At 39.6% G+C, this 23725-nt stretch carries 27 protein-coding genes and 2 riboswitches; of the genes, 4 read left to right on the plus strand and 23 right to left on the minus strand.

Translation table 11 applies throughout. The features are described 5' to 3' along the window. Nucleotides 1-11: 11 nt before the first annotated feature. From tmk to IGL17_RS10860, 6 genes are all read right to left on the minus strand, one after another. Nucleotides 12-650: a dTMP kinase gene (gene tmk, locus IGL17_RS10835; RefSeq protein WP_002382493.1), complete on the minus strand. Its 639-nt coding sequence runs from the start codon at nucleotides 648-650 to the stop codon at nucleotides 12-14. A 208-nt stretch (nucleotides 651-858) separates the two neighbouring features. Continuing rightward, nucleotides 859-1455 carry a recombination mediator RecR gene (gene recR / locus IGL17_RS10840; protein WP_002356363.1) on the minus strand — a complete coding sequence of 199 codons (597 nt, stop codon included), beginning with the start codon at nucleotides 1453-1455 and terminating at the stop codon, nucleotides 859-861. A gap of 175 nt (nucleotides 1456-1630) precedes the next feature. After that, on the minus strand, nucleotides 1631-2293 hold the full coding sequence (gene tenA, locus IGL17_RS10845; RefSeq protein WP_002379778.1) for a thiaminase II: 663 nt from the start codon (nucleotides 2291-2293) through the stop codon (nucleotides 1631-1633). Nucleotides 2294-2304: 11 nt separating this feature from the next. Continuing rightward, on the minus strand, nucleotides 2305-2958 hold the full coding sequence (locus IGL17_RS10850; protein ID WP_002405259.1) for a CbiQ family ECF transporter T component: 654 nt from the start codon (nucleotides 2956-2958) through the stop codon (nucleotides 2305-2307). Further along, entirely contained in the window at nucleotides 2949-4307 is a 1359-nt protein-coding gene (locus tag IGL17_RS10855) for an ABC transporter ATP-binding protein (protein WP_016618087.1), read from the minus strand. The genes IGL17_RS10850 and IGL17_RS10855 overlap by 10 nt, the downstream gene beginning before the upstream one ends. Beyond that, complete coding sequence (locus IGL17_RS10860; protein ID WP_002359429.1) at nucleotides 4304-4867, minus strand: ECF transporter S component; 564 nt, start codon at nucleotides 4865-4867, stop codon at nucleotides 4304-4306. The genes IGL17_RS10855 and IGL17_RS10860 overlap by 4 nt, the downstream gene beginning before the upstream one ends. Before the next feature lie 104 nt (nucleotides 4868-4971). After that, nucleotides 4972-5062, minus strand: a riboswitch (TPP riboswitch). A 178-nt stretch (nucleotides 5063-5240) separates the two neighbouring features. On the opposite strand from IGL17_RS10860, the gene IGL17_RS10865 reads away from it, so the two are divergent. Both IGL17_RS10865 and IGL17_RS10870 read left to right on the plus strand, forming a co-directional pair. Beyond that, nucleotides 5241-6026, plus strand: a complete 786-nt coding sequence (locus tag IGL17_RS10865) for a TraX family protein (protein ID WP_002374038.1) — start codon at nucleotides 5241-5243, stop codon at nucleotides 6024-6026. 163 nt (nucleotides 6027-6189) lie between these two features. Continuing rightward, nucleotides 6190-7551 (plus strand): MFS transporter, encoded by a 1362-nt coding sequence (locus IGL17_RS10870; protein ID WP_016616052.1) that lies wholly within the window; start codon nucleotides 6190-6192, stop codon nucleotides 7549-7551. Nucleotides 7552-7619: 68 nt separating this feature from the next. Here the strand turns inward: IGL17_RS10870 and IGL17_RS10875 are convergent, their stop codons facing one another. Further along, nucleotides 7620-8792, minus strand: a complete 1173-nt coding sequence (locus IGL17_RS10875; RefSeq protein WP_016618086.1) for an MFS transporter — start codon at nucleotides 8790-8792, stop codon at nucleotides 7620-7622. A 144-nt stretch (nucleotides 8793-8936) separates the two neighbouring features. On the opposite strand from IGL17_RS10875, the gene IGL17_RS10880 reads away from it, so the two are divergent. Continuing rightward, nucleotides 8937-9293 carry a winged helix-turn-helix transcriptional regulator gene (locus tag IGL17_RS10880; RefSeq protein WP_002356348.1) on the plus strand — a complete coding sequence of 119 codons (357 nt, stop codon included), beginning with the start codon at nucleotides 8937-8939 and terminating at the stop codon, nucleotides 9291-9293. A gap of 92 nt (nucleotides 9294-9385) precedes the next feature. Here the strand turns inward: IGL17_RS10880 and thiD are convergent, their stop codons facing one another. The 8 genes from thiD to galE all read right to left on the minus strand — a co-directional run bounded on the left by thiD (nucleotide 9386) and on the right by galE (nucleotide 16902). After that, nucleotides 9386-10216: a bifunctional hydroxymethylpyrimidine kinase/phosphomethylpyrimidine kinase gene (gene thiD / locus IGL17_RS10885; RefSeq protein WP_016618085.1), complete on the minus strand. Its 831-nt coding sequence runs from the start codon at nucleotides 10214-10216 to the stop codon at nucleotides 9386-9388. After that, nucleotides 10213-10848 carry a thiamine phosphate synthase gene (thiE, locus tag IGL17_RS10890; RefSeq protein ID WP_002356344.1) on the minus strand — a complete coding sequence of 212 codons (636 nt, stop codon included), beginning with the start codon at nucleotides 10846-10848 and terminating at the stop codon, nucleotides 10213-10215. Before thiE ends, thiD begins: the two co-directional genes overlap by 4 nt. Beyond that, the gene (locus tag IGL17_RS10895; protein ID WP_002397896.1) at nucleotides 10845-11663 is read right to left on the minus strand and encodes a hydroxyethylthiazole kinase; all 819 of its coding nucleotides are present in this window, start codon (nucleotides 11661-11663) and stop codon (nucleotides 10845-10847) included. The genes thiE and IGL17_RS10895 overlap by 4 nt, the downstream gene beginning before the upstream one ends. Beyond that, the gene (gene thiW, locus IGL17_RS10900; protein WP_002356342.1) at nucleotides 11647-12135 is read right to left on the minus strand and encodes an energy coupling factor transporter S component ThiW; all 489 of its coding nucleotides are present in this window, start codon (nucleotides 12133-12135) and stop codon (nucleotides 11647-11649) included. The genes IGL17_RS10895 and thiW overlap by 17 nt, the downstream gene beginning before the upstream one ends. Nucleotides 12136-12275: 140 nt before the next feature. Further along, nucleotides 12276-12364, minus strand: a riboswitch (TPP riboswitch). A gap of 147 nt (nucleotides 12365-12511) precedes the next feature. Next, complete coding sequence (locus IGL17_RS10905; protein WP_002382484.1) at nucleotides 12512-12826, minus strand: YbaB/EbfC family nucleoid-associated protein; 315 nt, start codon at nucleotides 12824-12826, stop codon at nucleotides 12512-12514. Between the two features lie 20 nt (nucleotides 12827-12846). Continuing rightward, complete coding sequence (gene dnaX, locus IGL17_RS10910; protein WP_016618083.1) at nucleotides 12847-14607, minus strand: DNA polymerase III subunit gamma/tau; 1761 nt, start codon at nucleotides 14605-14607, stop codon at nucleotides 12847-12849. A 71-nt stretch (nucleotides 14608-14678) separates the two neighbouring features. After that, nucleotides 14679-15929 carry a UDP-glucose--hexose-1-phosphate uridylyltransferase gene (locus IGL17_RS10915; RefSeq protein WP_016618082.1) on the minus strand — a complete coding sequence of 417 codons (1251 nt, stop codon included), beginning with the start codon at nucleotides 15927-15929 and terminating at the stop codon, nucleotides 14679-14681. After that, a complete protein-coding gene (galE, locus tag IGL17_RS10920) occupies nucleotides 15910-16902 on the minus strand; it encodes a UDP-glucose 4-epimerase GalE (protein ID WP_048954346.1) in 993 nt (330 codons plus the stop codon). The genes IGL17_RS10915 and galE overlap by 20 nt, the downstream gene beginning before the upstream one ends. Before the next feature lie 267 nt (nucleotides 16903-17169). Here galE and IGL17_RS10925 point away from each other — a divergent pair, with 267 nt between their 5' ends. Next, nucleotides 17170-17337, plus strand: coding sequence for a DUF3042 family protein (locus IGL17_RS10925; protein ID WP_002356337.1), 168 nt, complete (start codon nucleotides 17170-17172; stop codon nucleotides 17335-17337). A gap of 162 nt (nucleotides 17338-17499) precedes the next feature. On the opposite strand, the gene IGL17_RS10930 is transcribed toward IGL17_RS10925, so the two are convergent. The 8 genes from IGL17_RS10930 to IGL17_RS10965 all read right to left on the minus strand — a co-directional run bounded on the left by IGL17_RS10930 (nucleotide 17500) and on the right by IGL17_RS10965 (nucleotide 23567). After that, nucleotides 17500-19338, minus strand: a complete 1839-nt coding sequence (locus IGL17_RS10930; protein WP_016618022.1) for an FAD/NAD(P)-binding protein — start codon at nucleotides 19336-19338, stop codon at nucleotides 17500-17502. 13 nt (nucleotides 19339-19351) lie between these two features. Further along, nucleotides 19352-19702 (minus strand): DUF488 domain-containing protein, encoded by a 351-nt coding sequence (locus IGL17_RS10935; protein ID WP_002362343.1) that lies wholly within the window; start codon nucleotides 19700-19702, stop codon nucleotides 19352-19354. 121 nt (nucleotides 19703-19823) lie between these two features. Beyond that, complete coding sequence (locus IGL17_RS10940) at nucleotides 19824-20222, minus strand: rhodanese-like domain-containing protein (protein ID WP_002356334.1); 399 nt, start codon at nucleotides 20220-20222, stop codon at nucleotides 19824-19826. 15 nt (nucleotides 20223-20237) lie between these two features. Then, nucleotides 20238-21209, minus strand: coding sequence for an ROK family glucokinase (locus tag IGL17_RS10945; protein WP_002356333.1), 972 nt, complete (start codon nucleotides 21207-21209; stop codon nucleotides 20238-20240). Then, nucleotides 21210-21428 (minus strand): YqgQ family protein, encoded by a 219-nt coding sequence (locus IGL17_RS10950; RefSeq protein WP_002356332.1) that lies wholly within the window; start codon nucleotides 21426-21428, stop codon nucleotides 21210-21212. 17 nt (nucleotides 21429-21445) lie between these two features. Next, complete coding sequence (locus tag IGL17_RS10955) at nucleotides 21446-22156, minus strand: rhomboid family intramembrane serine protease (RefSeq protein ID WP_016618023.1); 711 nt, start codon at nucleotides 22154-22156, stop codon at nucleotides 21446-21448. Nucleotides 22157-22166: 10 nt separating this feature from the next. After that, the gene (locus IGL17_RS10960; RefSeq protein WP_002394065.1) at nucleotides 22167-22709 is read right to left on the minus strand and encodes a 5-formyltetrahydrofolate cyclo-ligase; all 543 of its coding nucleotides are present in this window, start codon (nucleotides 22707-22709) and stop codon (nucleotides 22167-22169) included. An 87-nt stretch (nucleotides 22710-22796) separates the two neighbouring features. Continuing rightward, the gene (locus IGL17_RS10965) at nucleotides 22797-23567 is read right to left on the minus strand and encodes an alpha/beta fold hydrolase (RefSeq protein WP_016618024.1); all 771 of its coding nucleotides are present in this window, start codon (nucleotides 23565-23567) and stop codon (nucleotides 22797-22799) included. Nucleotides 23568-23725 lie beyond the last annotated feature (158 nt).

Here is a 23725-nt window from a genome sequence, read left to right on the forward strand (position 1 = left end):
CCTTCCTATAATTAAAAGTTTTCTGGATAACGTCCAATAATCGCCTGATACGTTGCTTCTACTACAAGTTCTAAACTCATCCGTGCATCAATCTTTTTGATCCGTTGTGGATTTTCTTCTGCTAATTTCAAATATTCATGACGAACACGTTGATGAAATTCTAATCCTTCTGAATCTAAGCGATCAATTTGCTGTGTTCGATTTTCTTGAATCCGCCGTAAGCCAGTATCTGAGTCAACGTCTAAATAAATTGTAAAATCTGGTGAGACACCTTCTGTCGCAAACGCATTAATTGAAGCAATGGGGGCAATCCCAATTCTACGCCCAGCGCCTTGGTAGGCTAATGAGCTGTCAACAAAACGATCACATAGGACTAAATGACCCGCTTCCAAAGCTGGCAAGATTTTTTCCACTAAATGTTGACGACGAGCAGCTGCGTAAAGTAAAGCTTCTGTTCGCTCATCCATTCTGTCATTTCTTGGATCTAAAATAACTGTTCGAATCTTTTCGGCAATCGGTATGCCGCCTGGTTCTCTTGTGGTGACAATTTTTCGTTTTGACTCTTTAGCTAATCTTTCAGAAACTTCCTTCAAAACACTGGTTTTGCCAGCGCCATCTGGACCTTCAAATGTGATAAAAATACCCTGCACGTGCGAAAACTCCAATCAATTTTTACTTGTATCTATTATACTTCATCTTGCTCTATCAGTCTAATTGAAATCCTTATGTCCTATTTAAAGTGATGCATCCGCTGAAAAAAAGAAACTGAAAAAGAAGTACGGAAAAGCTTGAACTGCGACATTTTCTCACAGAAACGACCTACTTCGATTTCAACTTCTTTTTCCAACGATGTTTCTTTTAAATTTCTCGACGTCCTTCGACTGCTTTTAGCAAGGTTATTTCGTCTGCATATTCAATATCGCTGCCGACAGACAAGCCGTGTGCCAAACGAGTAACGGTGATTCCAGCTGGTTTAATGAGCCGTGATAAATACATCGCCGTCGCTTCTCCTTCAGTGGTAGCGTTGGTTGCTATAATGACCTCTTTCACTTCATCATCGTGCAATCGTTTGATCAAAGAGGCAATATTAATATCTTCTGGTCCTGTTCCTTCCATCGGTGAAAGCACCCCGTGGAGTACGTGATACAAACCTTGATATTCACGCATTTTTTCCATTGCCATAACGTCTTTTGGTTCTTCCACTACTAAAATAATACTACGGTCACGATTTTTATCTTGGCAAATTTCACAAGGATCTTCTTCAGTAATATTTCCGCAAATACTACAGAAATGGAGATCTCTCTTGACACTAATTAGCGCTTTTGCAAAAGCATTAGCATCTTCTTCTTTCATATCAATTGTATAAAAAGCAAGCCGTGTCGCTGTTTTTTGACCAATTCCTGGTAATTTCATATAACTTTCAATCAATTTTGCAATCGGTTCTGGATAATTCATGAGGCTTCTACAGTCCTTTCTTAGCAAGGCGTTTCTGTTATTACTAAACGAGTTATAACAGATTTTGCGTCACTGAATATCTTATCACGCCCTGTCAAAAAAGCAACTGACAATTACTGCGTTCTAATGCAAAAACAAGTCGTTAGTTACGAGCACTAAACGACTTGTTTTTGCATTAACCAATCCAGGTTTCGTGTGTATAGGCCATTTCCCAAAAAGCGTATTCCATCTCACTGCTGATAACAAAAGCGGTGATCATAGCTGCTTGTTCTTGTGGTGAACTTTCTTCATATAATTGGTCTAACAGTTGGCGTTCCTCTTGGACGTGTTGGTACGCTTCCTCCCCAGCATAGGTTTCAATCCAACGTTGGTACAGTGGCTCTGGTGAGTGTTGTTTGACTAACTGTGCACCAATTTCTTGATAGAGCCAAGAACAAGGCAACATACTTGCTGCGGCCGTCTTAGGCGTTCCTTCAATAAGTTGGCGATACATATGAGAAACATAGTGATAAGCGGTTGGTGCAATCGGTGTCGCTGCAACTTCTTCTTCCGTAATTGCTAGTTCTTCAAAAAAAGTTTCACGAATAGCTAATTCGCCCAACGCGAGATTTTCCGCATTTGTTAAGAGTAATTTTTTCAATCGAGGTTGTTGCGTTTGTGCCGCAATCAAGCGATAAAGTTGACTAAAGTGTTTTAAATAGTAATGATCTTGAATTAAATAGTAGCGAAAAATCGTTGGACTCAAGGTTCCTTCATGTAACTCTGTGATAAAAGGATGCTGAAAACTTCCTTGCCAAGAAGCTTGCGCTTGATCTTTGGCTTGTTCTGTAAATGTCATAGGTTTCTCCTTTACGTTAGAAAAATAAACAAATTGGTAAAAATGATGATCAAAATAGCAAGCCCCAGACTGACTTTTGCTGACACAAAATGCTCTTTTCGACTTCTGGTGGCTCCTTCTTCATAGCCATGGGCAGACATTGCTTCAGTATATTTATCTCGCCAAGAAACAGCAACGAGCAGTGTTTTAACATAAAGCATCGGCGACCAAAAATGAAACGTTTTGCCACGGAGTAGGCTTGCTTCTTTTAAATCATTAATTTCTCTTTTCACTTCCGGTAAGGCGTGAACCACCACTAAAATTCCATAAACAAAGTTCGGTGCTAGCCCCTTTTGTTCCAATAACAACAATAATTCTTCAAAATCAACGCCTACAGCAAAAGCTAGTCCTAAACCGGCAAAGGCATACGTTCGACTAAACAAAAGCCAGGCTTGTTGACTACTCGTACCATGCAAATAAATAGACCAAAACGTCCCGATTGCTGGTAAAAGTGGCAAGAAAAATAACCAAAACAGTAAGCGGGATTTTCGCTGGCCTATTAAAAAAATGACACAACCCATAAAAACCGCCAAATTTGCCAAAATTGACTGAGAAAAAGATAATTCAAAGGTCAAAATAAGAATCAAAGAAGCATAAATTGCTGCATTTGTTTGCTTTATTTGCATGTGGTTCCCTCCTGCCAGATAATCAGTTGTTGCTGCAGCAATTCTATTCGGTAATTGCTCACGCCAGAGAGAGGTTCTAGCCGATGCGTGACGATTAGAAAATCTTGTTGCGCACTTTTTTCTTTGATCCATTCAACAAAATAATTGCATGCTCGCTCATCTAATCCAGCAAAAGGTTCATCTAAAAGTAAACAGTCCAAATCTAAGCTCAGCAAACTAATTAATTGCACCATCTTTTTTTGCCCTTCACTTAGTTGAAAAACACTGTACTCTAGTTTTTCTTTTAAACCTAAAAAAGTTAAGGCTTCCTCTTGTTTTCTTCTTTTTTCTGCTGTCATGTTCTGACCAAACAAAAGCTCTTCTCGTAAAGTCAACGTGACAAACTGACGATTGGCTTGTTGCACCGCTAATGTCATGTGTTGATACAATTTTTTTGAAGCCCGCAAGCGGCGGCCTGCCAAGAACATTTTTCCTTGATATTTTTGTCTCTGAACGATGGCTTTTAATAAGGTGGATTTTCCCGCCCCATTTGGCCCCGTCAACGTGGTAATTCCTTTAAACAAAAGCGCTTCTTTTTCTTCAAGTAGCACTCGTTTTCCCTGAGACAAACGAAAATTTTTCAATTGGAGCATTGGTTGTTTTACCACAGAAGTTGTAAGCTGAAATGTCTGTGGTTTTGTTTTGATAAACGTCAACGGTTGCTTTTCAAACTGGCCATTTTTCAACGTGACGACTTGGTCCACAACATCAGCGTAATCGCTGAAATCGTGGTCGCACACCAAAATCGTTTTGCCTGCTTGATGGAGTCTTGCTAATATTTGAATAAATTGTTTTCGAGAGGTTGGATCAATACTTGCAAAAGGTTCATCTAATAAAAGAATATCTGGGTTCATTGCTAGCAGAACTGTCAACGCCGCTTTTTGTTTTTCACCACCAGATAACGTAGCTAATTCTCGTGTGAATAAGGTTTGAGTCTGAACAAGTTGAAGCGCTGTTTGGATTTTTCGATTCATTTCTTCAGGCGAGATTCCTAAATTTTCTAAAGCAAAAATCAGTTCTCGTTCCAAGGTTTTCATTGTAAATTGTTGACTGGGATTTTGAAACAGCATGCCAATTTTTTGCGCCTTTTCACGAGTTGATAATTGTCGGCGTTCTATTCCTTCAATCAAAATTTCTCCTTGGTAATCAAGCGGAGCAAATCCGGCAATCAATCGTAAGAGCGTTGATTTTCCACTACCACTATCGCCAATTAATAAGGAAAACGTTCCTTGAGGAATTGCTAAATTTGTCTTTTCAAACAAGGGTTGTTCTCGTGAAAAGGACACAGCTTTTAATTGGATACTATTCATTTTGCCTTCACAGCTAACCCTTGCGCAGACTGATACATTCGTAAAATAACTTTCGTTAAGAAAATACCAAAGAAACAAATGGAAACGAACCGAACGCTAATTAAAGCAATGTTCATCCCCAGACCGTAATTGCCATAACCAAACTTAAAGTATTCATACACATAACTAAAAATAGTCGTCCCAATCGCACTATAAAATAACGTGAGTGTATCGTACCGTTTGTAGCGTGTCACAAAAAAGCCACTTTCACTACCTAGGCCTTGAATCACACCAGAAATTAATACACTAGGTCCGAAATACGAACCATAAAGCATTTCTGCCAAAGCGGCTAAAACTTCCGCCAAAACAGCACTTCCCGCTCGTGGAATCAGCATCGCTGCAATTGGTGCCACCATGGTCCACATTCCAAATAAAAGCTCATTGGCAAATGGACTCAGTCCTAATGGTAACAGCGCAGCATTCAATAACGCATAGAGGAACCCTGCCCCCATAAAAACACCGCCAAACAAAAAGGCTAAAAAAGCGAGTAAGACGACTTGTTGCAATGACCATTTTTTCAATAAAAAAACTCCTTTCTCTTAACAAAAAGCAAAAGGAGTGACTTAAATAAACCCTGATAAAAGAAAACACACTCATCCTAGGACAGAATGAGTGCGTGAAAAATCAAAGTAAATCGGCATTTCCCTGCGACAGTACTAACTGCATCAGGTTCAATGGGTATCATCTCAGCCATAACAGCACCCCAAATGTTTTTTATTAAAATGTACTTTTACTATAGCATAGAATAATTATAAAAACTAGTCTTGGCACTTTTTTCTTTCATCAAAAGCTGAAGAAATCAAACAATTTTGTAAGATAACTGTTAGGCAAATAAATGGTTGGTTTTTCTGGACTTTGTTATATTGTTCTTTATGAAAGAGAGGCGTTTATACTATGGGTAAAACATTAACTGGCTTTCATTTGAAAGTCATTGGGGTTATTTCAATGGTCTTTGACCATCTATTGCAATTTTTTAGTTTTTTAGGCGTGCCTGGTTGGTTCGGATGGATTGGACGAATTGCTGCACCTATTTTCTTATTTGAAAGTTCTGAAGGCTTCATTCACACAAGCAATCGGCGAAAATACATGTTCCGGTTACTGTTAGGCTTCTGGATTATGGGGATTCTGAACGGCATTTTAAATGCGTATTTTTCAACAGGTGGCTTAATTATCAATAATATTTTTGGGACGTTATTTTTAGGTACGGTCTACATGCAGTCTATGGACTATTTTAAACAAAAACAAATTGGTAAAGGACTTCTTTGGTTTATTGTGCCTTTATTAATCAGTGCTCTACCTCTCGTTGTTTTTAGTTCTCCAGACATATTAAGCAACCCTGCTATCTTAATTGGTTTCCAAATTTTCAATCTGATTGTGCCATCACTAATGATGACAGAAGGTGGGTTTTTATTTGTTCTCTTGGCTGTGGCTTTTTATTTATTCCATGGCAAAAAGTGGTTACAAATTTCAGCACTTGGCGTTGTTGCGTTGATTTCAGCAGCCAGCTATAATTTCCAAGAACTATTCGGGGTGAACCACCAATGGATGATGATTTTAGCAGCGATCCCAATTGTTCTTTATAATGGTGAAAAAGGCCGTGGCATGCGGAATTTCTTTTATATTTTCTATCCAGCTCACATTGCTATTTTTGCAATTATTAGTTTCTTCATGCAACGTTAATTATTTTCTGCTTGACGATTGCCTAAAAAGTGTTTACAATGCAACATGTAAACAAATCGTACAGATAACACGCAAATTGCGTGTCGAGAGAGAGGCGGTTTCTATTCTTATAGAAACTGCTTCTATTTTTTTACGAAAAAATGAAAACTATAGAGGTGATTAAATGGAACAAAAAAACGTACGATTATTCCCTGCCGTTTTAGCGACAGGAATTATGTCTTTTGCTGGCGTATTAATTGAAACAGCAATGAATGTAACCTTTCCGACATTAACAAAGGAATTTGGTGTTTCCACCGGTACCGTGCAGTGGGTGACAACGATTTATTTATTAGTTATTTCTATCATGGTGCCCTTATCCAATTATTTATTAAAAACCTATTCGCTAAGACGCTTATTTATCGTTGCGAATCTTTTCTTTTTGATTGGTTTAGCGATTGATGTCTATTCGCCATCTTTCAGTATCTTGTTATTAGGCCGACTCTTCCAAGGGGCTAGCACTGGGATTGCTTTGCCACTGATGTTTCATATTATTTTGAACTTTACCCCGCTGGAAAAACGGGGAACGATGATGGGGGTAGGCACATTGACCACTTCAATTGCTCCAGCCATTGGTCCAACGTATGGTGGAATCTTAACATCTTCCCTGTCTTGGCACGCCATCTTTTTATTCTTAATTCCTATTTTACTACTTTCTTTGTTTATGGGATTATCGGCTATTCCAGAAATACCTGTTAAAAAAACCACCACTCTTGATTTGGTTAGTTTAATTGGTATTGCCCTGTTATTTAGTGGTTTGTTGATGTTTTTAAGTAAAATTGGCACATTGTTTGGCTGGCTTTCACTTCTGGCAGCCATTATTGGCTTTGTTATTTTTTATAAACGAGCAACGACGGCTGAACAGCCACTAGTTCGTTTGACAATTTTAAAAAATCCCGCCTTTGTTTTATTTTTATGTGGCTTTTTAGTTTGTCAATTCTTATTGTTAGGTATTTCCTTTGTCTTACCAAACTTTGTTCAAATCGTCCTTGGAAAAAATGCGTTTGTAGCTGGGCTAGTCATGCTGCCAGGTGCTACAGTCGGGGCCATTTTGGCACCACTTTCTGGACGAGTGTTGGATCAATACGGCGCTAAAAAACCTATATTATTTGGCTTAAGTTTGGCGACAATCGGTTGGCTAGCTTTAACAATTTTACTAGAGATGCCTGTTTTATTAGGATTCGTCGCTGGACATGTTACCTATATGATTGGTCTAGGTTTTGCATACAGTAATATGATGACGACTGGTATGAGCTTGTTAGAGGAGAAAGATTTTGGCGACGGCAATACGTTATTTAATACACTTCAACAATTTTCTGGCGCTATTGCGACGGCCATCGTAGCGACGATTATTAATATCGCTCAAGACCACGCAGATAATTTTGCTCAGGGGACAACGATGGGCTCCCTCATTTCTCTGATTTTCTTGTTAACCTTATTAGTAATTGTTTTAATTGCTTGCTGGAATTATTTCCGCAAAAAAGCTTAAAAAAAAGCAGCTGGTCAGTTCCATAGTGACCAGCTGCTTTTTTTAGTTTTCTAAAGATAGTTGTTTTTTTATGCTTCTTGCTTCCGAATATAAAGTACGAACAAGACAGCAATTAGCACGATAAAACCACCAAAAATCGGTGTATATGTTACTGATAAATGATCTGTGACCACCCCACCTGTCATTGAGCCAACGGTAATCCCAATATTAAAGGCTGCAATATTAAAAGCTGAGGCCAAAGTGATATCTTCTGGAACATACTTTTCCGCTAATTCTACAACATATAGTTGTAAACCAGGTACATTCATAAAGGCAAATAGACCCAACATCAAACTTGCTAATAAGCCTAGAAGACTGTTATCCATTAAAACAGTAATAAATAAAAAGACTAAGGACAGAATTAATAAGCTAAACATTTTTACTAACGAATCTAAGGGTTTTTTATTTGCCCAGTGACCACCTACTGTATTGCCAATTGCGACCATTACGCCATAAATAACTAAAATAATCACTACTGCGTTGGCTGAAAAGCCTAAATTTTCCAATAACGGTGACAAGTACGTATATGCAGCAAACGTTCCACCATAACCAAAAGCAGTAATTAGAAAAGAGAAAACGAGGGGTTTGTTCGTAAAAATCCGCGTGATTCCTTTTAAGTCAACCTTCCCTGGTATCGGTAAATTTTTGGGAACTAAAAAATAACTAGCAATCAGTCCCACCAAGCCAATACTGGCTATAAAAAGAAAGGACATATGCCAAGCTGTTTGTTGCCCAATAAACGTCCCTAAAGGTACACCAGTCACTGTTGCAACCGTTAAGCCCGTAAACATAATAGCAATGGCGCTGGCACGACGTGATGGCGGCACAACATCTGCGGCGATGACAGTCGAAACAGACATGAAAATGCCATGCGCCAATGCAGAAAGTATCCGCCCTACCAATAAAATAATAAACGTTGGCGCAAACGCAGCAATTAAATTCCCACTAATGAAAAGAAGCATAATCCCCAGCATTAATGAGCGACGATTCCATTTTCCTGTCAAAATTGTTAATAACGGCGCCCCAATCGTCACACCTAAAGCGTATAAAGAAACAGTCAAACCTGCTTGGGAAAGACTAATATGAAAACTTTTAACAATCATTGGTAATAAACCCACACTAATAAATTCTGTTGAACCGATTGCGAAAGCATTGATAGCTAATGCAAAGAGCGTTAAATTTGGTGAAATTTTCTTTTCCATTCTCTTCCTCCTAAAAAACATTTGAATTTCAACAAAAATTACTATATACTAAGATTGAAATTTTGATAAGTACCTACTTTTTTGTATCATAGGTACCTTTTAGTAACTTTTGTTTATTATCAATCTATTAAGGAGGAATGTTTTTTGGAAACTCGTACATATGCGATTGGTGTCGAAGCAACGATGGATGTTATTGGCGGCAAATGGAAACCAATTATTCTGTGTAATTTACGGCACGGCGCCATGCGCCCTAGCGATTTAAAACGCGGTATTACTGGCATTAGTCAAAAAATGCTGACACAACAATTACGGGAACTCGAAGAAGACAACATTATCGAGCGAAAAGTTTACAACCAAGTTCCACCAAAAGTCGAATATTATTTAAGCGATTATGGTCAAAGCCTCTCTGCTGTCTTAGATAACTTATGTAATTGGGGAGAATCCCACGTGGCTCATTTGCAAGAACAAGGCCAAGAAATTTATTTAAAATGTGAAGATTAGTGAACAAAACGTTTATAAACTATATTAAGAGGGAACTTTAAGCTATTTAAAGCCTGGGGAAAAATCTAAAATGATTTTTCCCCAGGCTCTTCTTATGCTTTAATAACTTGAATATCTTGCGTTAATTGGGCCCAATGATTAGTAGGTCCGTGGCCATGTCCAACAGAAATTGCTTGGCTAATGGCCCCTTGTATAAACTGTTTGCCAATCACAATCGCCGCTTCTAACGGCGTACCTTTTGCTAACTCGGCTGCGATACACGCTGAAAAAGTATCTCCTGTTCCATGAGTATTTTTTGTTACAACTCGCGGTGCACTTAGCCAAAAGCTCGAACCGTCTTCCATTAACACATAATCAGCCGCTTGTTGATTTGTGCTATGTCCGCCTTTCATAATAATATTTTTTGTGCCCAATTGCTGTAATTTTTTTGCTGCGGTCTGCATTTCTTGTTCTGTCTTGATGGTCGTCTCTAGTAAAACTTCCGCTTCTGGTAAATTAGGTGTCACGACCGTTGCTAATGGCAACAGCTGCTCTTTAATCGTTTGAACTGCCTCGGCTTCTAACAAATGATGTCCACCTTTAGCCACCATTACAGGATCGACAATCAACGGACCAAAATCAACTTTCTGCAAATTGCGAACAACAGCTTCGACACGCTCACTATCTGCTAACATCCCCGTTTTCGCTGCCCCAATTTTAAAATCAGCCGCCAGTGATTGAAATTGTGCATCAATAAATGAACTAGGAATCGGTAAGCTATCTTGCACGCCATACGTATTTTGTGCCGTCAATGCAATGACAATATTTAAGCCAAATGCCTGCCGTGCTTGAAATGTTTTTAAATCTGCTTGCATGCCAGCTCCCCCACCAGAATCAGAACCAGCAATCGTGACTACTTGTGGGGTCAAATTATATTCGGTCATTTTCTCGCCTCCAACATTCGCTCCGTTACACGCATCAACCCTTGGACTTTCTCGGTTATCTGTTCAGCCAGCATAATTTCACTGACCAGTGAAACACCAGCCACTCCCGTTCCCATAAGTTGTTCTATATTTTCTTCTTTGATCCCACCAATCGCCACAACAGGAATCGTGACTGCTGCAGCAATTTCAGAAAGTGTCTGCAAAGAAGTTAACGGACTGTCCTTAGTCGTTGTGGGGAAAATTGCGCCCACGCCTAAATAATCGGCGCCCTCGTTTTCCGCTTCAACTCCTCGTGCCACCGTTTTGGCTGAAACACCTACGATTTTTGTGGACCCAACCAGTTTTCGCACAAGAGCAACCGGTAATTCATCATCCCCTATATGCACGCCTGCCGCATCCACTGCCAAGCAAATATCGACACGATCATTAATAATCAACGGAATCTGATACGCATCTGTTACCGCTTTAACTTTCACTGCTAATTCGTAAAAGCGCCGTGTTGACACTTCCTTTTCGCGCAATTGGACCAAAGTCACTCCACTGCGACAAGCAGTTTCAATTCGGTTTAAAAATTCAGTATCACTAAAATCATACCGGCCTGTCACCAAATAAACTTTCAATTGCTCTCTCATAGCACTCGTCCTTTCACCGCCTCAAACCAATCCTTCTCCTTCATTAAAAGAGATAACTGATTTAACGTATTTTGGCGAAAATCGGCCAGCCCTTGGCTCTTAGTCTTGGCTTTTTCTCCGCAAAGATTAAAATAGCTCACTGCGGCTACTGCCGCAGTCATTGGCGCGTTGCCTTCACCTAATAAAGCGGCAACTAATGCGCCGACTAAATCGCCCGTGCCAGTGAAACAATCCAACTCAGGAACGCCATTTTGTAAGACAATCACTTGCTCTTGGCTAACCAAAACATCTTGAATCCCTGTTGCTAAAAATACCGTCTGGGGAAACTTTTGTGTTTGTTGACGTAAAGCTTGAATCAGCTCCTCAATTGCTTCTTCACTTTGATCCAAAGGGCTGCCATCTACTCCTCGACCATGACTCACCAACTGGCAAAAAGTCCGCATTTCTGAAAGATTCCCTTTCACAACGGTTGGCTGATTGTGCACCAGCTTTTCCCCGACTTCATTTCGAATATCACTGGCGCCATAACCGACTAAATCGACTACGGTCGGTTTATTCACTTGCCGAGCATAATCACTAGCTGCTAACAAGCTTTGCTCTCGTTCTTGTGATAAATGGCCTAAATTCAAAACCAAGGCACTGGTTTGCTGAAACAACTGCGGAAATTCCCGGGGATCATCTGCCATAATGGGTTTAGCATCAATATAAAGTAATGCATTCGCCATAGACTCACACGTAATTTCATTCGTAATGCACTGAATTAATGGTGCCGTTGTCAGTGGAAAAATCGTTTCAAACTTAACGCTTGTTTTCATAAAAGTACCCTCCCAAAAATAATTCCTGTGTTTGTTTAAATACCCGAGTTTCTTTCAGTTTTACTAAGACAAGCCAAGCAATCACTGAACCAATCAGTGTGGCACCAATAAATCGTGGTGTATAAATGAACCAATAAAAATTCTGCTTACTGCCAGTAAACCAAACCATTACAGGATAGGACAATAACGAGCCAATGATGCCTGTCCCAAAAATTTCTCCTAGCATCGACCAGCCTAATTTTTGTCCCCATTGATAAAATAAACCAGCAAAAAATGCGCCAAAGACGGCACCTGTTAACGCTAATGGCGGAATACCTAAGAACGTCATACGGATTAAGCCGCAGACAAGTGCCATGAGCGTTCCATAAAGAGGACCTAATAAAACTCCGGCAATAATGTTCATGACACTGGACATAGGGGCCATTCCCTCAATTCGCATTAACGGCGATAATACGACGTCCATCGCAATCATTAAAGCTAGTAACGTAACTCTGTGGATTCGATTTTTTTCCACGTAAAAAAACTCCTTTCTGCGAGAAGCAAAAGGAGGCGCGACTGAAAAAGACAGAAAAACCCAACCACAAATAAACGTAGTTGGGTGCAATAATCGGTCAAAATTTCAAGACATTTCCCTGCGCCAGTCCTAACTGTTTCAGGTTCCATGGGTATAATCTCAGCTAATAGCACCCCAAATGTTTCTCTTCAATTGGCTTTAGTATAGCATAGTTTTTTGGAAGCGACTACTAAAATTGTCAAAGAGTTTTCCCACAAAAACAGAAAAAACGTCATGCCCAAAAAGTTCGATTTTTTGGGCATGACGTTTTTCATACTTTCGTTTGTCTTATTTTTTAGAATCCTGGCATTCCTTTGGTGTATTTACCTAAAGTTGCTTCGGTTTCTTTTTCAATTTTTACTAACGCATCGTTGACAGCCATAATGACTAAATCTTGTAGCATATCAACGTCTTCAGGATCAACCACGTCTTCTTTAATGGTCAAATCTTTCATTGTGCGATCACCAGTAAATGTCGCTGTCACAAGTTGATTGGTTGCTTCACCGATAAATTCTTTTTCATTTAGCGCTTCTTGCGCTTTGGCCATTTCTTTTTGCATTTTTTGTACTTGTTTCATCATGCCTTGCATGTTGCCCATTCCTCGCATCATAATTCCTCTACTCCTTCGTATTAATCATCTAGCACTTCGACAAGCTCTTCACCAAACATAGCGATTGCTTCATCTACAACTGGATTTTCTTGTGAATGTTCATTTGTTACAGGCGGTTCGTCCGCTAGACGAGCCATTTCATTTTCAGGTTCAGAATGATTCAAACTGCCCTGATTTTGGTTAATAAAACTTTGTCTTAGTTTTGGCCAGCTTTCTCTAGTAATGCAGACCATCTCTGGTGTATAGTCCATCAAACGGCTTAAATTATTATTGAAAGCTAACTGCATCTCTTCATCGTCTGTTGCACGAGCACAAACAATCTCATAGTCAAATGCCACCACGATCCCCTTAGGACTCGCTGCGACAGGTTCACTAGCTTTGAGCATCGCTCGTTGAGTCACAGATAATGTTTGCAGTAAGTCTTCCCAGACATTTTTCACATTCATTAAATGTGTTCTTGTCGCTTCATTTAAGACTTGATATACCCGTTCTGTGGGTACACGGAACGAACTTTTTAGCGCTTGTGGTCGTGCTTGTTGACGTGGCACATCTGCTTCTTTGGCGGCTACACCGTGTTTCTTTAATTCAGCCAGTTCTTTCTTCAGTTGCCCGATTTGATTTTGTAAATCGGCTAATTCTGGATTTTCCTCTGCACTACCACCTTGATTAGTTGTTTCTGGCGTGTTGTGTTTATTGGGTTGCACCGTTTTAGCTAATTTGACAGTGGCTACTTCCAAATAGATATTCGCATTGTTGGTAAAGCGGATCTCATTTTGTGTGTCACTTAAAATTTGAATTAGTTGGTAGATTTTTTCAGCAGGTGTTTGTGTAGCTAGTTCCTTAAATGCTTCTGTCAAAGTTCCTGCTTTTTCTGCTAATAACTTCGGTGCTTGCTGATACATCAGCAAATCTCGACAATATAATAACAAATCTTCTAAGAAACGACGCGCTTCTTTGCCTTCGCCTAAAATACTTTCCAAGCCTTCTAATGCTCGTTCAACATCACCGGCGACACAACACTGAATATAATGATCCATCATTTCATAGGTTAGGCTGCCTGTCACTTGCATTGCATCTTCCAGTGTTACTTTTTCATCACTAAAGGAAATCGTTTGATCCAAGATACTCAAGGCATCTCGCATCCCACCTTCCGCAGCACGACCAATCACATATAGGGCTTGTTCCTCATAATCGAGAGCCATTTCCTGCATGATATGGGCCATATGATCGACGATATCTTGCGTACTAATTCGCTTAAAATCAAAGCGTTGCGTCCGTGAGATAATCGTTAACGGAATCTTGTGTGGTTCAGTCGTTGCTAAGATAAAAATAACATTTTGTGGCGGTTCTTCCAAGGTTTTTAAAAGTGCATTGAACGCGCCTGTTGATAGCATATGAACTTCATCAATAATATAAACTTTGTACTCGGCTTGTGTCGGTGCATACTTTGCTTTATCACGAATATCACGGATTTCTTCCACGCCATTATTACTCGCCGCATCAATTTCAATGACATCATTTAAACGACCTTCCGTAATGGCTACACAGGTTTCACAAACATTACAAGGTTCACCATCTTGACTATGTTTACAGTTAATCGCTTTAGCGAAAATTTTTGCGGCACTGGTTTTACCTGTACCACGAGGGCCAGTAAATAAATAGGCATGAGATGTTTTCTTTTGCACTATCGCATTTTTCAGTGTCTGAGTAATTGCTTTTTGTCCTACTACGTCATCGAAACGTTGTGAACGCCAGACCCGATAAAGTGCTTGATAAGCCATTTTTTACCCTCCCTTATTTTTCATTCTTATCTATTATACGTGATTTTTAGTCATTCGGCATCTTTTTTCTTTTAATGAATCACTGGCGCAACCATTGCTAAAAAAGCCGCTTTTCCTTCACTTGTTTCTGCAAACGCACTGGCTTCTTTTAATCGCTGTTGATACGCTGAAGCGACAGTTTCAAGTGCCTGCGTTTTCTGGTTGTTCCAAGTCGTTAAACCTTGGACTTCTGCTAACGTTAACGAAAGCTTTGCTTGAGGTCGACTAAAAATTAAGTCCATGACATATAAAAGTTCTTTTCGTCGGGCAACGATTTGTATCTCATCCGTTGGCAGTTGCAGCATTTGCCATTGCTCAAAAATATCATTTGCGGCTTGGGCAACTTCTGACGCATTCGGTCCCTCTAAGCGAAACGTCGCAACTGGCCAATTCACCATTCCTGCGTTGATTAAAGGATAGTTAGCTAACTCAACATATTCTGAAATGCTCGCTTCGGCTAATGGAAATTGTTGCAAACCCGTTTGATAATAGACATGCTCATTTTGTTCAAAGTCAGCATCAATCCCAGCAAAATAATGAGGAAAGACCTCAACAATTTTCAACAATTGCTGAAAAGTCTTAATTGAACGTTTCGCTGCCTGATGTTTTTCAAACGCAATCACACCTTGTTGCTGATATTGTGCCTGTTTTACAAAGGAAAACCCCCAGCTTTCGCCATCTAAGTTCATCCGAATCACTCGATGGTTCGTAGTCGCAGGAAATTGCTGACTTCCCTGGTAGCCTTCTGTTGCCATGCACCATTCACAGCGGGGATAGCTTTGTGCAGAGGGCGTTGCTTTTGACGCCTCACTGTGGACCTTATTTGCTAAAAAATCACCATAGACTGTTGAAAAAACAACAGGTTCTTCCTGTTCAATGACCGTACCGTTTTTTTGACAAAGTTGGTAAAAATACTCGGTAGCCTCTTGTGGTTCTTTAGCATAATGTTGTGCAAAAAAAGCATTAACCACAGAAGGTGGCGGTGTCAACAAATCCATCAATTGCACCATGAACTGTTCTTTTTGTTGCTCTGTTTTTACAAGTTGGTTGGCACTCGCAATTTGACACAATTGTTCCGTCAAATCAGCGGCGGGTGTTGCCACAGGCCGTATGTCTACTTCGCCTAATTCTTGTTCACCAATCATTGATAATAAACGGTTCTGAAGATATAAGCGATCCAATTCCATCCAACCACCTGTTTGAATAGCAAGTGTGGTAAAATCGGCAATCATTTGACTCGTGGTCATCGATTCATTCCTCCTATTACTTTTCTTGATATCCATGTGGATGAGCTTGGTGCCATTGCCAAGCGGTGGCGATAATATCCTTGACCTCAGTTACTTCTGGTTGCCAGCCTAAAACTCGTTTGGCTTTTTCACTAGAAGCAATTAACGTACTAGGATCCCCTGCTCGGCGTGGGGCGATTGTCGCAGGAATTTCTTGACCTGTCACTTCGCGAGCAGCATCTAACATTTCTTTAACAGAATAGCCGTTGTTGCTACCCAGGTTAAAGACGTCACTTTCGCCGCCATTTTTCAAGTATTCTAAAGCCAAAATATGTGCTGCAATCAAGTCTTCAATGTAAACATAATCTCGAATGCACGTGCCATCTGGTGTATCATAATCATCCCCAAAAATACTTAGCTCTGCTCGTTGGCCCAATGCCACTTGTAAAATAATTGGCACAATATGCGTTTCTGGCGTGTGATCCTCACCAATTGAGGCATCTTTTTTTGCTCCTGCAACATTAAAATAACGCAAAGCAACATATTTCATTTCATAAGCGTTGTCGCACCATTTCATGATTTTTTCCATCATTAATTTACTTTCCCCATACGGGTTTTTAGGATTCGTTGGGGTTTCTTCTGTAATAGGCATTGCTTTTGGTTCGCCATAAGTGGCCGCTGTGGAAGAAAAAACAATGTGTTTCACTCCGAATTCTTGCATGACTTCCAAGGCAATTTGAGTGCCGTGAACATTGTTATTGAAATACATTAACGGTTTCTCCACGGATTCTCCTACTAAAGAATTGGCCGCAAAGTGCAACACCCCTTCAATTGATTCCTTTTCAAAGACACTACGTAAAAAAGCTTTATCACGAATATCGCCTTCATAGAAAGTCGCTTGTTCATGAACTGCTGAACGATGCCCCGTTAATAAATTATCAACAACCACAACGGCATATCCTTTTGAAATTAATTGATCGACGGCATGTGAGCCAATGTAGCCTGCGCCACCTAATACTAAAATAGACATAAATACGCTCCCTTTTCTCTCTAATTTCTTTTTCTATTGTACCATTAAATAAGGTTTACTTCTGAATTATTTCATTTTGTAAACAGGATTTAATTTGGCCATTTCTCCTTATTCATTTTTCCTATAAAAATACAGAAAAGACTTGGTAAATTTTAACAAATCTCTAAATTAGTCGTAGAGTTTATGAAAAATCATTGTAACTATTGGATTTTTTTGCTTTTTTCCGTCATAATAGAAACAAATACAATTTGAAAGAAGGAATGAACGATGAAAAAATTTGTATCAGGTATGTTAGTCGGTACTGCTATCACAGTTGCTGCTTTAGCCGGTGTGGCTACAACTATTAAAAAAACAGTCATTGATCCAATTGAAGAAAAAGAAGATATGATTGAAGAAAACCGTAAAAAAGCGATGCGTAAACGTATTGCACGTTAAAAAATAGCTGTGACGTTGAGATAAAAAATCTAACGCCAAGAAATCAACAGGAGCGCTTCTGGCTCGGTTGATTCTCTTAAGCATAACAAGTGGTCATCCATCAAAGCGATGGATGACCACTTGTTATGCTTTCTTTTTTACCAAAGGAGCTGACTATTTTTCTTAACTATTAAAAATAGTAGCAGCAATCCGATCCATATCGCGCATATTCCAAGGATCCACACCAGGACGAGCTGCAGCGGCTGTTAACCAATGAATACCTTCTGTTGGAATACCACAACTAAAAAGGCCTGTCGCCACCTGTCCATCTTTTGTGATGACTTGATTCGTGGCAGGCACAATCAAGAGTGCGCCTGTTTTGACTATTTGACCATCGGCTAATGCCAGTTGATGGAGCGTAGCTAGCTTATCGGCTAACAACTGCCTCGTTAAAGGATTCAAACTTTTTTCATTATTAACTTTGGGAATGCGCGCTTCAATTAAAAAGTGACTATTATACCGATTTTCCGGAAACAAATTAGCATAAGTAATAAATTGACCCGCTTTCATTTCGACACGCATTTCTGGCCCCAGAATCGTGACTAACCCCAGTTCAACTAACGCCTGTAGCTCTTCTGTTCTTTCAACAGAAGGTCCCACTGACAAAAAGGTATTCAACGGGGTAAACCAATGCCACAACCACTTTTGACTCTCGTCATTCGTTAATAACCCTTCATCCAAAACAAAGCGAATCTGATCTCTTAAATCTTTTAAACTGTCTAAAGCAGTGGTCAAAGGACCGCTAAGATTGCCTTTCTCTGCTTCTTGAATATCCCATTTTAAATACTCTAGTAAAAACGAACGAAAACTTTCATGGGTGGTTTTCTTTGTTTCAGGATGTTCTAATGCTTGCCAATCAAACCAATCTTGTTTTTCAAAGTGGGCTAGGCTTTCCGGCGCTCCCTTGGTTTGAATAAACAGCTGTTGAAAGGCCTCTTTAGAAAGATGCGGATATTTTTCTTCGATTAAGCAGGTGTAATACACATATTCCACTTCTTTTTTTAAATACCCAAAAAACTCTGTGCCTGTAACCTGTCCTTTTTTACGACATTCAGCTAAATACGTTTCGGTTAAAAAAACAGGTTGATAGGTTTCCCCGTAGCCTTTTTGATTAATCCCTCGAGGATGAGAAGGAAAACCGCGACCAGAACCAGCAATAATAATAGGTTCTCTTCCAGAAGGTTCATAACGTAAGCGGCCATTTTGACGAGAAAAAACACCCCCACGACCAATCGTCAAGGCAGATAAATAGTCAAAAAATGCCAAACCTAAGCCTTTTAACACAACGGGTTGTTTTGCGGGTATATTGGCAAGTGCCAATAAAGCATCCGCCGCATTTTTAGGGGAAGAATAAAACAAACGATGCTCCTTGGCGTAGTCCGCAAGCTCTTGTTCAACAGTCGTTAATTCATTTTCTTGGTGACCCATGGCTAAAATTACTTTGTCTGCCGTAAACTCAATGGATTGGGTGTACACATAATAGTTATCCTCTCCTACCCGTACAGCAGTTACTGGCTCTTTAAAAAACGTCAGCGATGTTTGTTCGTTACATCGCGTGGCTAAATACGTATAAAACCATTTTTGGTACATGCCATAAAAAGCCCTCGAGCAGTGATCATTCGGTCCAAGGCGATGACATTCTTTCAACAACTCAAGATAATTATAGGGTTGTTGCTGTTGAATGTACTGCGCAGCTTCTGTTTGGGTCCATTCATAGAGAGTGGGTCCCTTGACAATTGGTCCTTCGCCACTAAAAGATTCATCTGTAAATAAAGTGACTTGACTAATCACGGTGTTCATTAATAAATAATTAGGTTGCTCTGCTCGCCAAATTTTCCCACCTGGACCGTATGGATCAAACAACGTGAGCTGAACATTTATTTCCGTTTTACGAGCCCATTCAATGACTCGTTCTGCAGCTGATAAGCCTCTGGGTCCAGCACCTACAATTGCAATTTTCATCCAATCACCTACTCTATTTTTCTAATAATTCTTTTAAGACAACCGCTTGATTATGCACTGTATCTTTCGCCCCATAGACCAGCGTGACTACTGGCTGATTTTTTACAATCGTCTGTAACTGCTTAAACGCTGTGGCAGTTGGCTCATGTTTCAATTCTTCTTGGTATTTTTGTTTAAACTCAGGATATTTATTTGCTTCATGATTAAACCATTTCCGTAGCTCTGTACTTGGGGCCACTTCTTTGAGCCATTCATCTAACTTTTCAGATTCCTTAGATTTTCCTCGTGGCCAAACACGGTCAACTAAAACACGGTAGCCATCTTGCTCTGTCGGTGCTTCATATGCTCGCTTGATTTGAATCATCTGCCTTCACCTCTTCTCTTTATTGTAGCTCAAAAAGTGAGGACTGACAAAAAGCAACATCTCTATTAAGCTTTCCTATACAAAAAGAGTTGGTCTCAATGAAGACCAACTCTTTTTGTTATTAACTATTTCTCTTTTTCACTTTCCCAGTCCAGCCATCATAGCCGCCTTTTAAAATATAAATATCAGTATAGCCATTTTTGCGTAATAAATTAGCTGCTCGGATACTTAAAGCTTTCTTCTGATCATAAAGATAAACAGGTTGGTCCTTACGAAGAGAACCAATTGTTGTTTTTAACATGCTGTATGGCATGCTGCGCGCCCCTAAAATATGTCCAGCATCAAATGTATCTTTCTCGCGAACGTCAATCACTTGTGCTTTACGCATTGTTTCTTTAAATTCTTCTTCCGTCAGCATTTTTGCTGAACGTTTCACCATAATTTTCAAATATAATTCATTGAATACCATCGCTAGTACAATAACTAGCAAAATGCCATTGATTACCCATAAAATACTCATTCTAAAAAGCCCTCTCTATTTCTCTTTTGAAAATTGTAACGCTAGTGAAGCGGCACCAATGACGCCGGCCTCATTACCTAGCTCTGCTAATTTGATTTTTGTACTATTTCGAACTTGCGGGAAGGTAAATTCTTGGAAATATTTTTCGACACGACTACGTAAAAATTCTCCTGCTGCAGAAACACCTCCACCGATAACCACGCTATCTGGATTTAACGTGTTGCCTAAGTTTCCTGTGGCTAAGCCTAAATAGAAGCAAACACGATCCACAACCATTAAAGCAAAATGATCGCCTTTTTCGGCAAATTCAAAAACGTCTTTACTCGAAACATCTTGTCCATCATCAATCGCTTGTTTCAGTTCAGAATCACCTGCAAACTCTTCTGATAAATGACGTGCAACACGAACGACACCAGTGGCACTAGAAACAGTTTCTAAACAGCCACGTTTCCCACAGGTACAGTCAAAGCCGTTAGGATCAACCGTCACATGCCCAACTTCACCAGCACAGCCAGCAACACCGTGGAGTAACTCTCCTGCTGCAACAATGCCTCCGCCGACACCTGTTCCTAAAGTAATAAAAATCACGTCGGGATTGTTTTCCCCCGCGCCCTTCCAACGCTCACCTAAAGCGGCAACATTGGCGTCATTATCTAAGGCAAACGGAATTCCTAAAGCAGATTCGATTTGTTCTTTGACAGGCTGTACAGTCGTCCAGTTTAAATTATAGGCACCTACAACAGTTCCTTTTTCAATGTCGACACTTCCTGGTGTTCCCATACCAATTCCCACAAAATCTTCTTTTTTCATATTATAAAGATCTATACGGTGACGAATACTTTCAATAATTGATGGCACAATATGCTTGCCATCTTCTAAAATATTCGTTTCAATACTCCATTTTTGTTGAACAACGCCATCGGTTGTTAAAATAGCAAATTTGATGGTCGTTCCACCTAAATCAATCCCAATAATCTTCTTATCCATTTAGTCGATTCCTTTCTGCTTCCCTCTAGATTCTTCTATTCGATGCTCTCTTTGCAAAATATGCCGGGCCTGTAAATACGTATCTCGGTCTACCAATTGACCTTCATACAATTTTTTTAATTCAATCATCATTAACTCAATATCATAAATCCGTGCACCGACATAAATATACATCCCAAACTGTTTAAAAAGTTGTTGTACATCATATAACGTTTCCATACGAAAACACTTCCTTATTATACAGGTAAACCGTATTTTTTAAAACCCAATAACAGACAAATTACGACAAGAAAAATAAAAATTAACGTGGCCATAATTCGCTCGTGCTTATTAAATGCTTCTTCACGATTTGGAACAGCAAAAGCCGTCGCTACTAATAGTCCACCAATTAGACCGCCAACATGACCCATCATATCTACAGAGCTACTAAACAAGTTAAATAACAAATTAATCACAATAAACATTGAATAGCGTTGCACCATATACATAATCGCTGGATTGTCTCTAAAATGGCGTCCTAAAATAACAAATGCGCCGAACAAACCAAAAAGCGCTGTACTAGCACCCGCTGAGACACTGTTGGGTGTCCCAAAGGCAAAACTGGCGATATTTCCAGCAACCCCACTCAATAAATAGATTCCCAAATAGCGCCAATGCCCATAAATTGCCTCAACCTGTGCGCCGATATAATAAAGAGTAACCATATTCAAAATAATATGCATAAACCCAATATGAAGAAACATTGGCGTGATAAACCGCCAGTATTCATGATTTTGAGCTACCAGTGGACGAACCATTGCCCCCCAATTAACTAAGTTTAAAATATTTTCTGATCCTCCAGTTAATTCCAATCCAAGGAAAACAATGATTGAAATACCCAAAAGGGCATACGTAATGAACGGCTGATTTTTTAGCCGTTTCAATTTCATTTCTGTTTGATAATTCATTCCATTCCTCCTATTGTATAAATAATTGTTCGATTGGCTGATCAAACGCTTCTGGTTGCCATTGTTCATGGAGTTGTTCACTAAAAACTAAACTACATGAATGGCCCGAAAAATGTTCCAAATAACGATCATAAAAACCACCGCCGAAGCCTATTCGATAGCCAGCACGATTGAAAACAATCCCTGGCACAATCAATAAATCAATCGCTGTAGCTGTTATTTCTGCCGCTGTTAACGGAGGTTCTTCCACGCCAAATGCACTGGTGTCATAAACCGTCTCTGGAAAGACTTGATAAAAGTGCATTTTGCCTCCTTTAAATGTTCGCGGCACCGCCACTTGCTTGCCCTCTTGCATGGCCCGTTCGAAAATTGGCTGTGTTGATAATTCTAGCGGTAACGACCGAATCATTCCGATTGTTTGTGCTTGTTGCCATTGCTGACTAGCAAACAACTGTTCATAGAGACTTGATTCTTTATGTTGTTTAATTTCTGGATGTTGTTTTAGCCATTCCAGGGCAGTTAAGCCCACTTTTCTCAACTTGTTTTTCTCCATGTACACCTTCAACCCCTTTTCTGTTAAGTTTATAGAAAGTGTTCTTAAAAAACAAGCTGATTCCCCTTTTCTCTTTGAAAAATCCCGTTATTTTTCTAACGTTTTTGACGCTTCTTTAAAAAAGTCAACAACCAAATCCATTGTTTCTCCTTTCACTAAATGCCGCTCACCGATTTCCGTTATAAATTGCGTATTTCTCGCATACGTTTTCCCAGACACTAATTGTTCAAAATCAGCCATGTCTTCATAGGGAATTTTTTCATCTTCCGTTCCATGCCAAAACAGCATCGGTCGTTCTTGCAGTCTTTCTGGCGTTTGTGATAAATCGTATTGATGCACCCAACTTAGCAACAGCGGCAAGTCTTTAGGTACAAAAATAGCAAATTCTTTCGCCCGTTGAATCACTCGCTGAATATAGCGCACCGGATAGGGTGTTCCCATTAAGCAAGCAGCAGCTTGAATCTCAGGATGTTGAGTCATAAGAGCGCTAGTAGTAATACCGCCCATGGATACACCACCCACGCCAATCCAATTTTCTTTAATCAACCCTAATTTATGAAAATGATGGGTAATTACTGGAAATTCAATCAAATTATATTGAATGCTACTCCAAAATGTAATCGAAGGAATCGTGGAAATAGGTCCTGTTTTTCTTTCTCCATGGTTCATGGCATCTGGTAAAATGACCCGAAACCCCTCGTGTGCTAATTTTCTTGCTTGTGTTAAAGATAATTCTTTAGCTGATTGCCAACCATGATAGTAAACAATTAAAGGTAATGCTTCGTTTTTTTGCTCTTCTGTTGTCACTTCTAATGCTGGAATTTTTGCTATGTAGCGATGTCTAATACTGATTTTCATTCATGATTCCTCCATTATAAAATATCTTCTCTTATTTTACCGTTTTTTGATAAAACCTGCTCTTTATATGATTTATCAAAAAAATCACAAAATATGCGAATTCGCATTTTCCTATTTTATTACTTTCCGTTATAATCATTTTATTAAATACAAAGGGG

Source organism: Enterococcus sp. AZ088 (assembly GCF_051714845.1).
GTDB lineage: Bacteria > Bacillota > Bacilli > Lactobacillales > Enterococcaceae > Enterococcus > Enterococcus faecalis.

Coding starts and splice junctions, on each gene's coding strand:
- recR (WP_002356363.1), bottom strand. CDS start 1,455: ATGAATTATCCAGAACCGATTGCAAAATTGATTGAAAGTTATATGAAA.
- tenA (WP_002379778.1), bottom strand. CDS start 2,293: ATGACATTTACAGAACAAGCCAAAGATCAAGCGCAAGCTTCTTGGCAA.
- IGL17_RS10850 (WP_002405259.1), bottom strand. CDS start 2,958: ATGCAAATAAAGCAAACAAATGCAGCAATTTATGCTTCTTTGATTCTT.
- IGL17_RS10855 (WP_016618087.1), bottom strand. CDS start 4,307: ATGAATAGTATCCAATTAAAAGCTGTGTCCTTTTCACGAGAACAACCC.
- IGL17_RS10865 (WP_002374038.1), top strand. CDS start 5,241: ATGGGTAAAACATTAACTGGCTTTCATTTGAAAGTCATTGGGGTTATT.
- IGL17_RS10870 (WP_016616052.1), top strand. CDS start 6,190: ATGGAACAAAAAAACGTACGATTATTCCCTGCCGTTTTAGCGACAGGA.
- IGL17_RS10875 (WP_016618086.1), bottom strand. CDS start 8,792: ATGGAAAAGAAAATTTCACCAAATTTAACGCTCTTTGCATTAGCTATC.
- thiD (WP_016618085.1), bottom strand. CDS start 10,216: ATGACCGAATATAATTTGACCCCACAAGTAGTCACGATTGCTGGTTCT.
- thiE (WP_002356344.1), bottom strand. CDS start 10,848: ATGAGAGAGCAATTGAAAGTTTATTTGGTGACAGGCCGGTATGATTTT.
- IGL17_RS10895 (WP_002397896.1), bottom strand. CDS start 11,663: ATGAAAACAAGCGTTAAGTTTGAAACGATTTTTCCACTGACAACGGCA.
- thiW (WP_002356342.1), bottom strand. CDS start 12,135: ATGATTGCGATGGACGTCGTATTATCGCCGTTAATGCGAATTGAGGGA.
- IGL17_RS10905 (WP_002382484.1), bottom strand. CDS start 12,826: ATGATGCGAGGAATGGGCAACATGCAAGGCATGATGAAACAAGTACAA.
- dnaX (WP_016618083.1), bottom strand. CDS start 14,607: ATGGCTTATCAAGCACTTTATCGGGTCTGGCGTTCACAACGTTTCGAT.
- IGL17_RS10915 (WP_016618082.1), bottom strand. CDS start 15,929: ATGGATATCAAGAAAAGTAATAGGAGGAATGAATCGATGACCACGAGT.
- galE (WP_048954346.1), bottom strand. CDS start 16,902: ATGTCTATTTTAGTATTAGGTGGCGCAGGCTACATTGGCTCACATGCC.
- IGL17_RS10925 (WP_002356337.1), top strand. CDS start 17,170: ATGAAAAAATTTGTATCAGGTATGTTAGTCGGTACTGCTATCACAGTT.
- IGL17_RS10930 (WP_016618022.1), bottom strand. CDS start 19,338: ATGAAAATTGCAATTGTAGGTGCTGGACCCAGAGGCTTATCAGCTGCA.
- IGL17_RS10935 (WP_002362343.1), bottom strand. CDS start 19,702: ATGATTCAAATCAAGCGAGCATATGAAGCACCGACAGAGCAAGATGGC.
- IGL17_RS10940 (WP_002356334.1), bottom strand. CDS start 20,222: ATGAGTATTTTATGGGTAATCAATGGCATTTTGCTAGTTATTGTACTA.
- IGL17_RS10945 (WP_002356333.1), bottom strand. CDS start 21,209: ATGGATAAGAAGATTATTGGGATTGATTTAGGTGGAACGACCATCAAA.
- IGL17_RS10950 (WP_002356332.1), bottom strand. CDS start 21,428: ATGGAAACGTTATATGATGTACAACAACTTTTTAAACAGTTTGGGATG.
- IGL17_RS10955 (WP_016618023.1), bottom strand. CDS start 22,156: ATGAATTATCAAACAGAAATGAAATTGAAACGGCTAAAAAATCAGCCG.
- IGL17_RS10960 (WP_002394065.1), bottom strand. CDS start 22,709: ATGGAGAAAAACAAGTTGAGAAAAGTGGGCTTAACTGCCCTGGAATGG.
- IGL17_RS10965 (WP_016618024.1), bottom strand. CDS start 23,567: ATGAAAATCAGTATTAGACATCGCTACATAGCAAAAATTCCAGCATTA.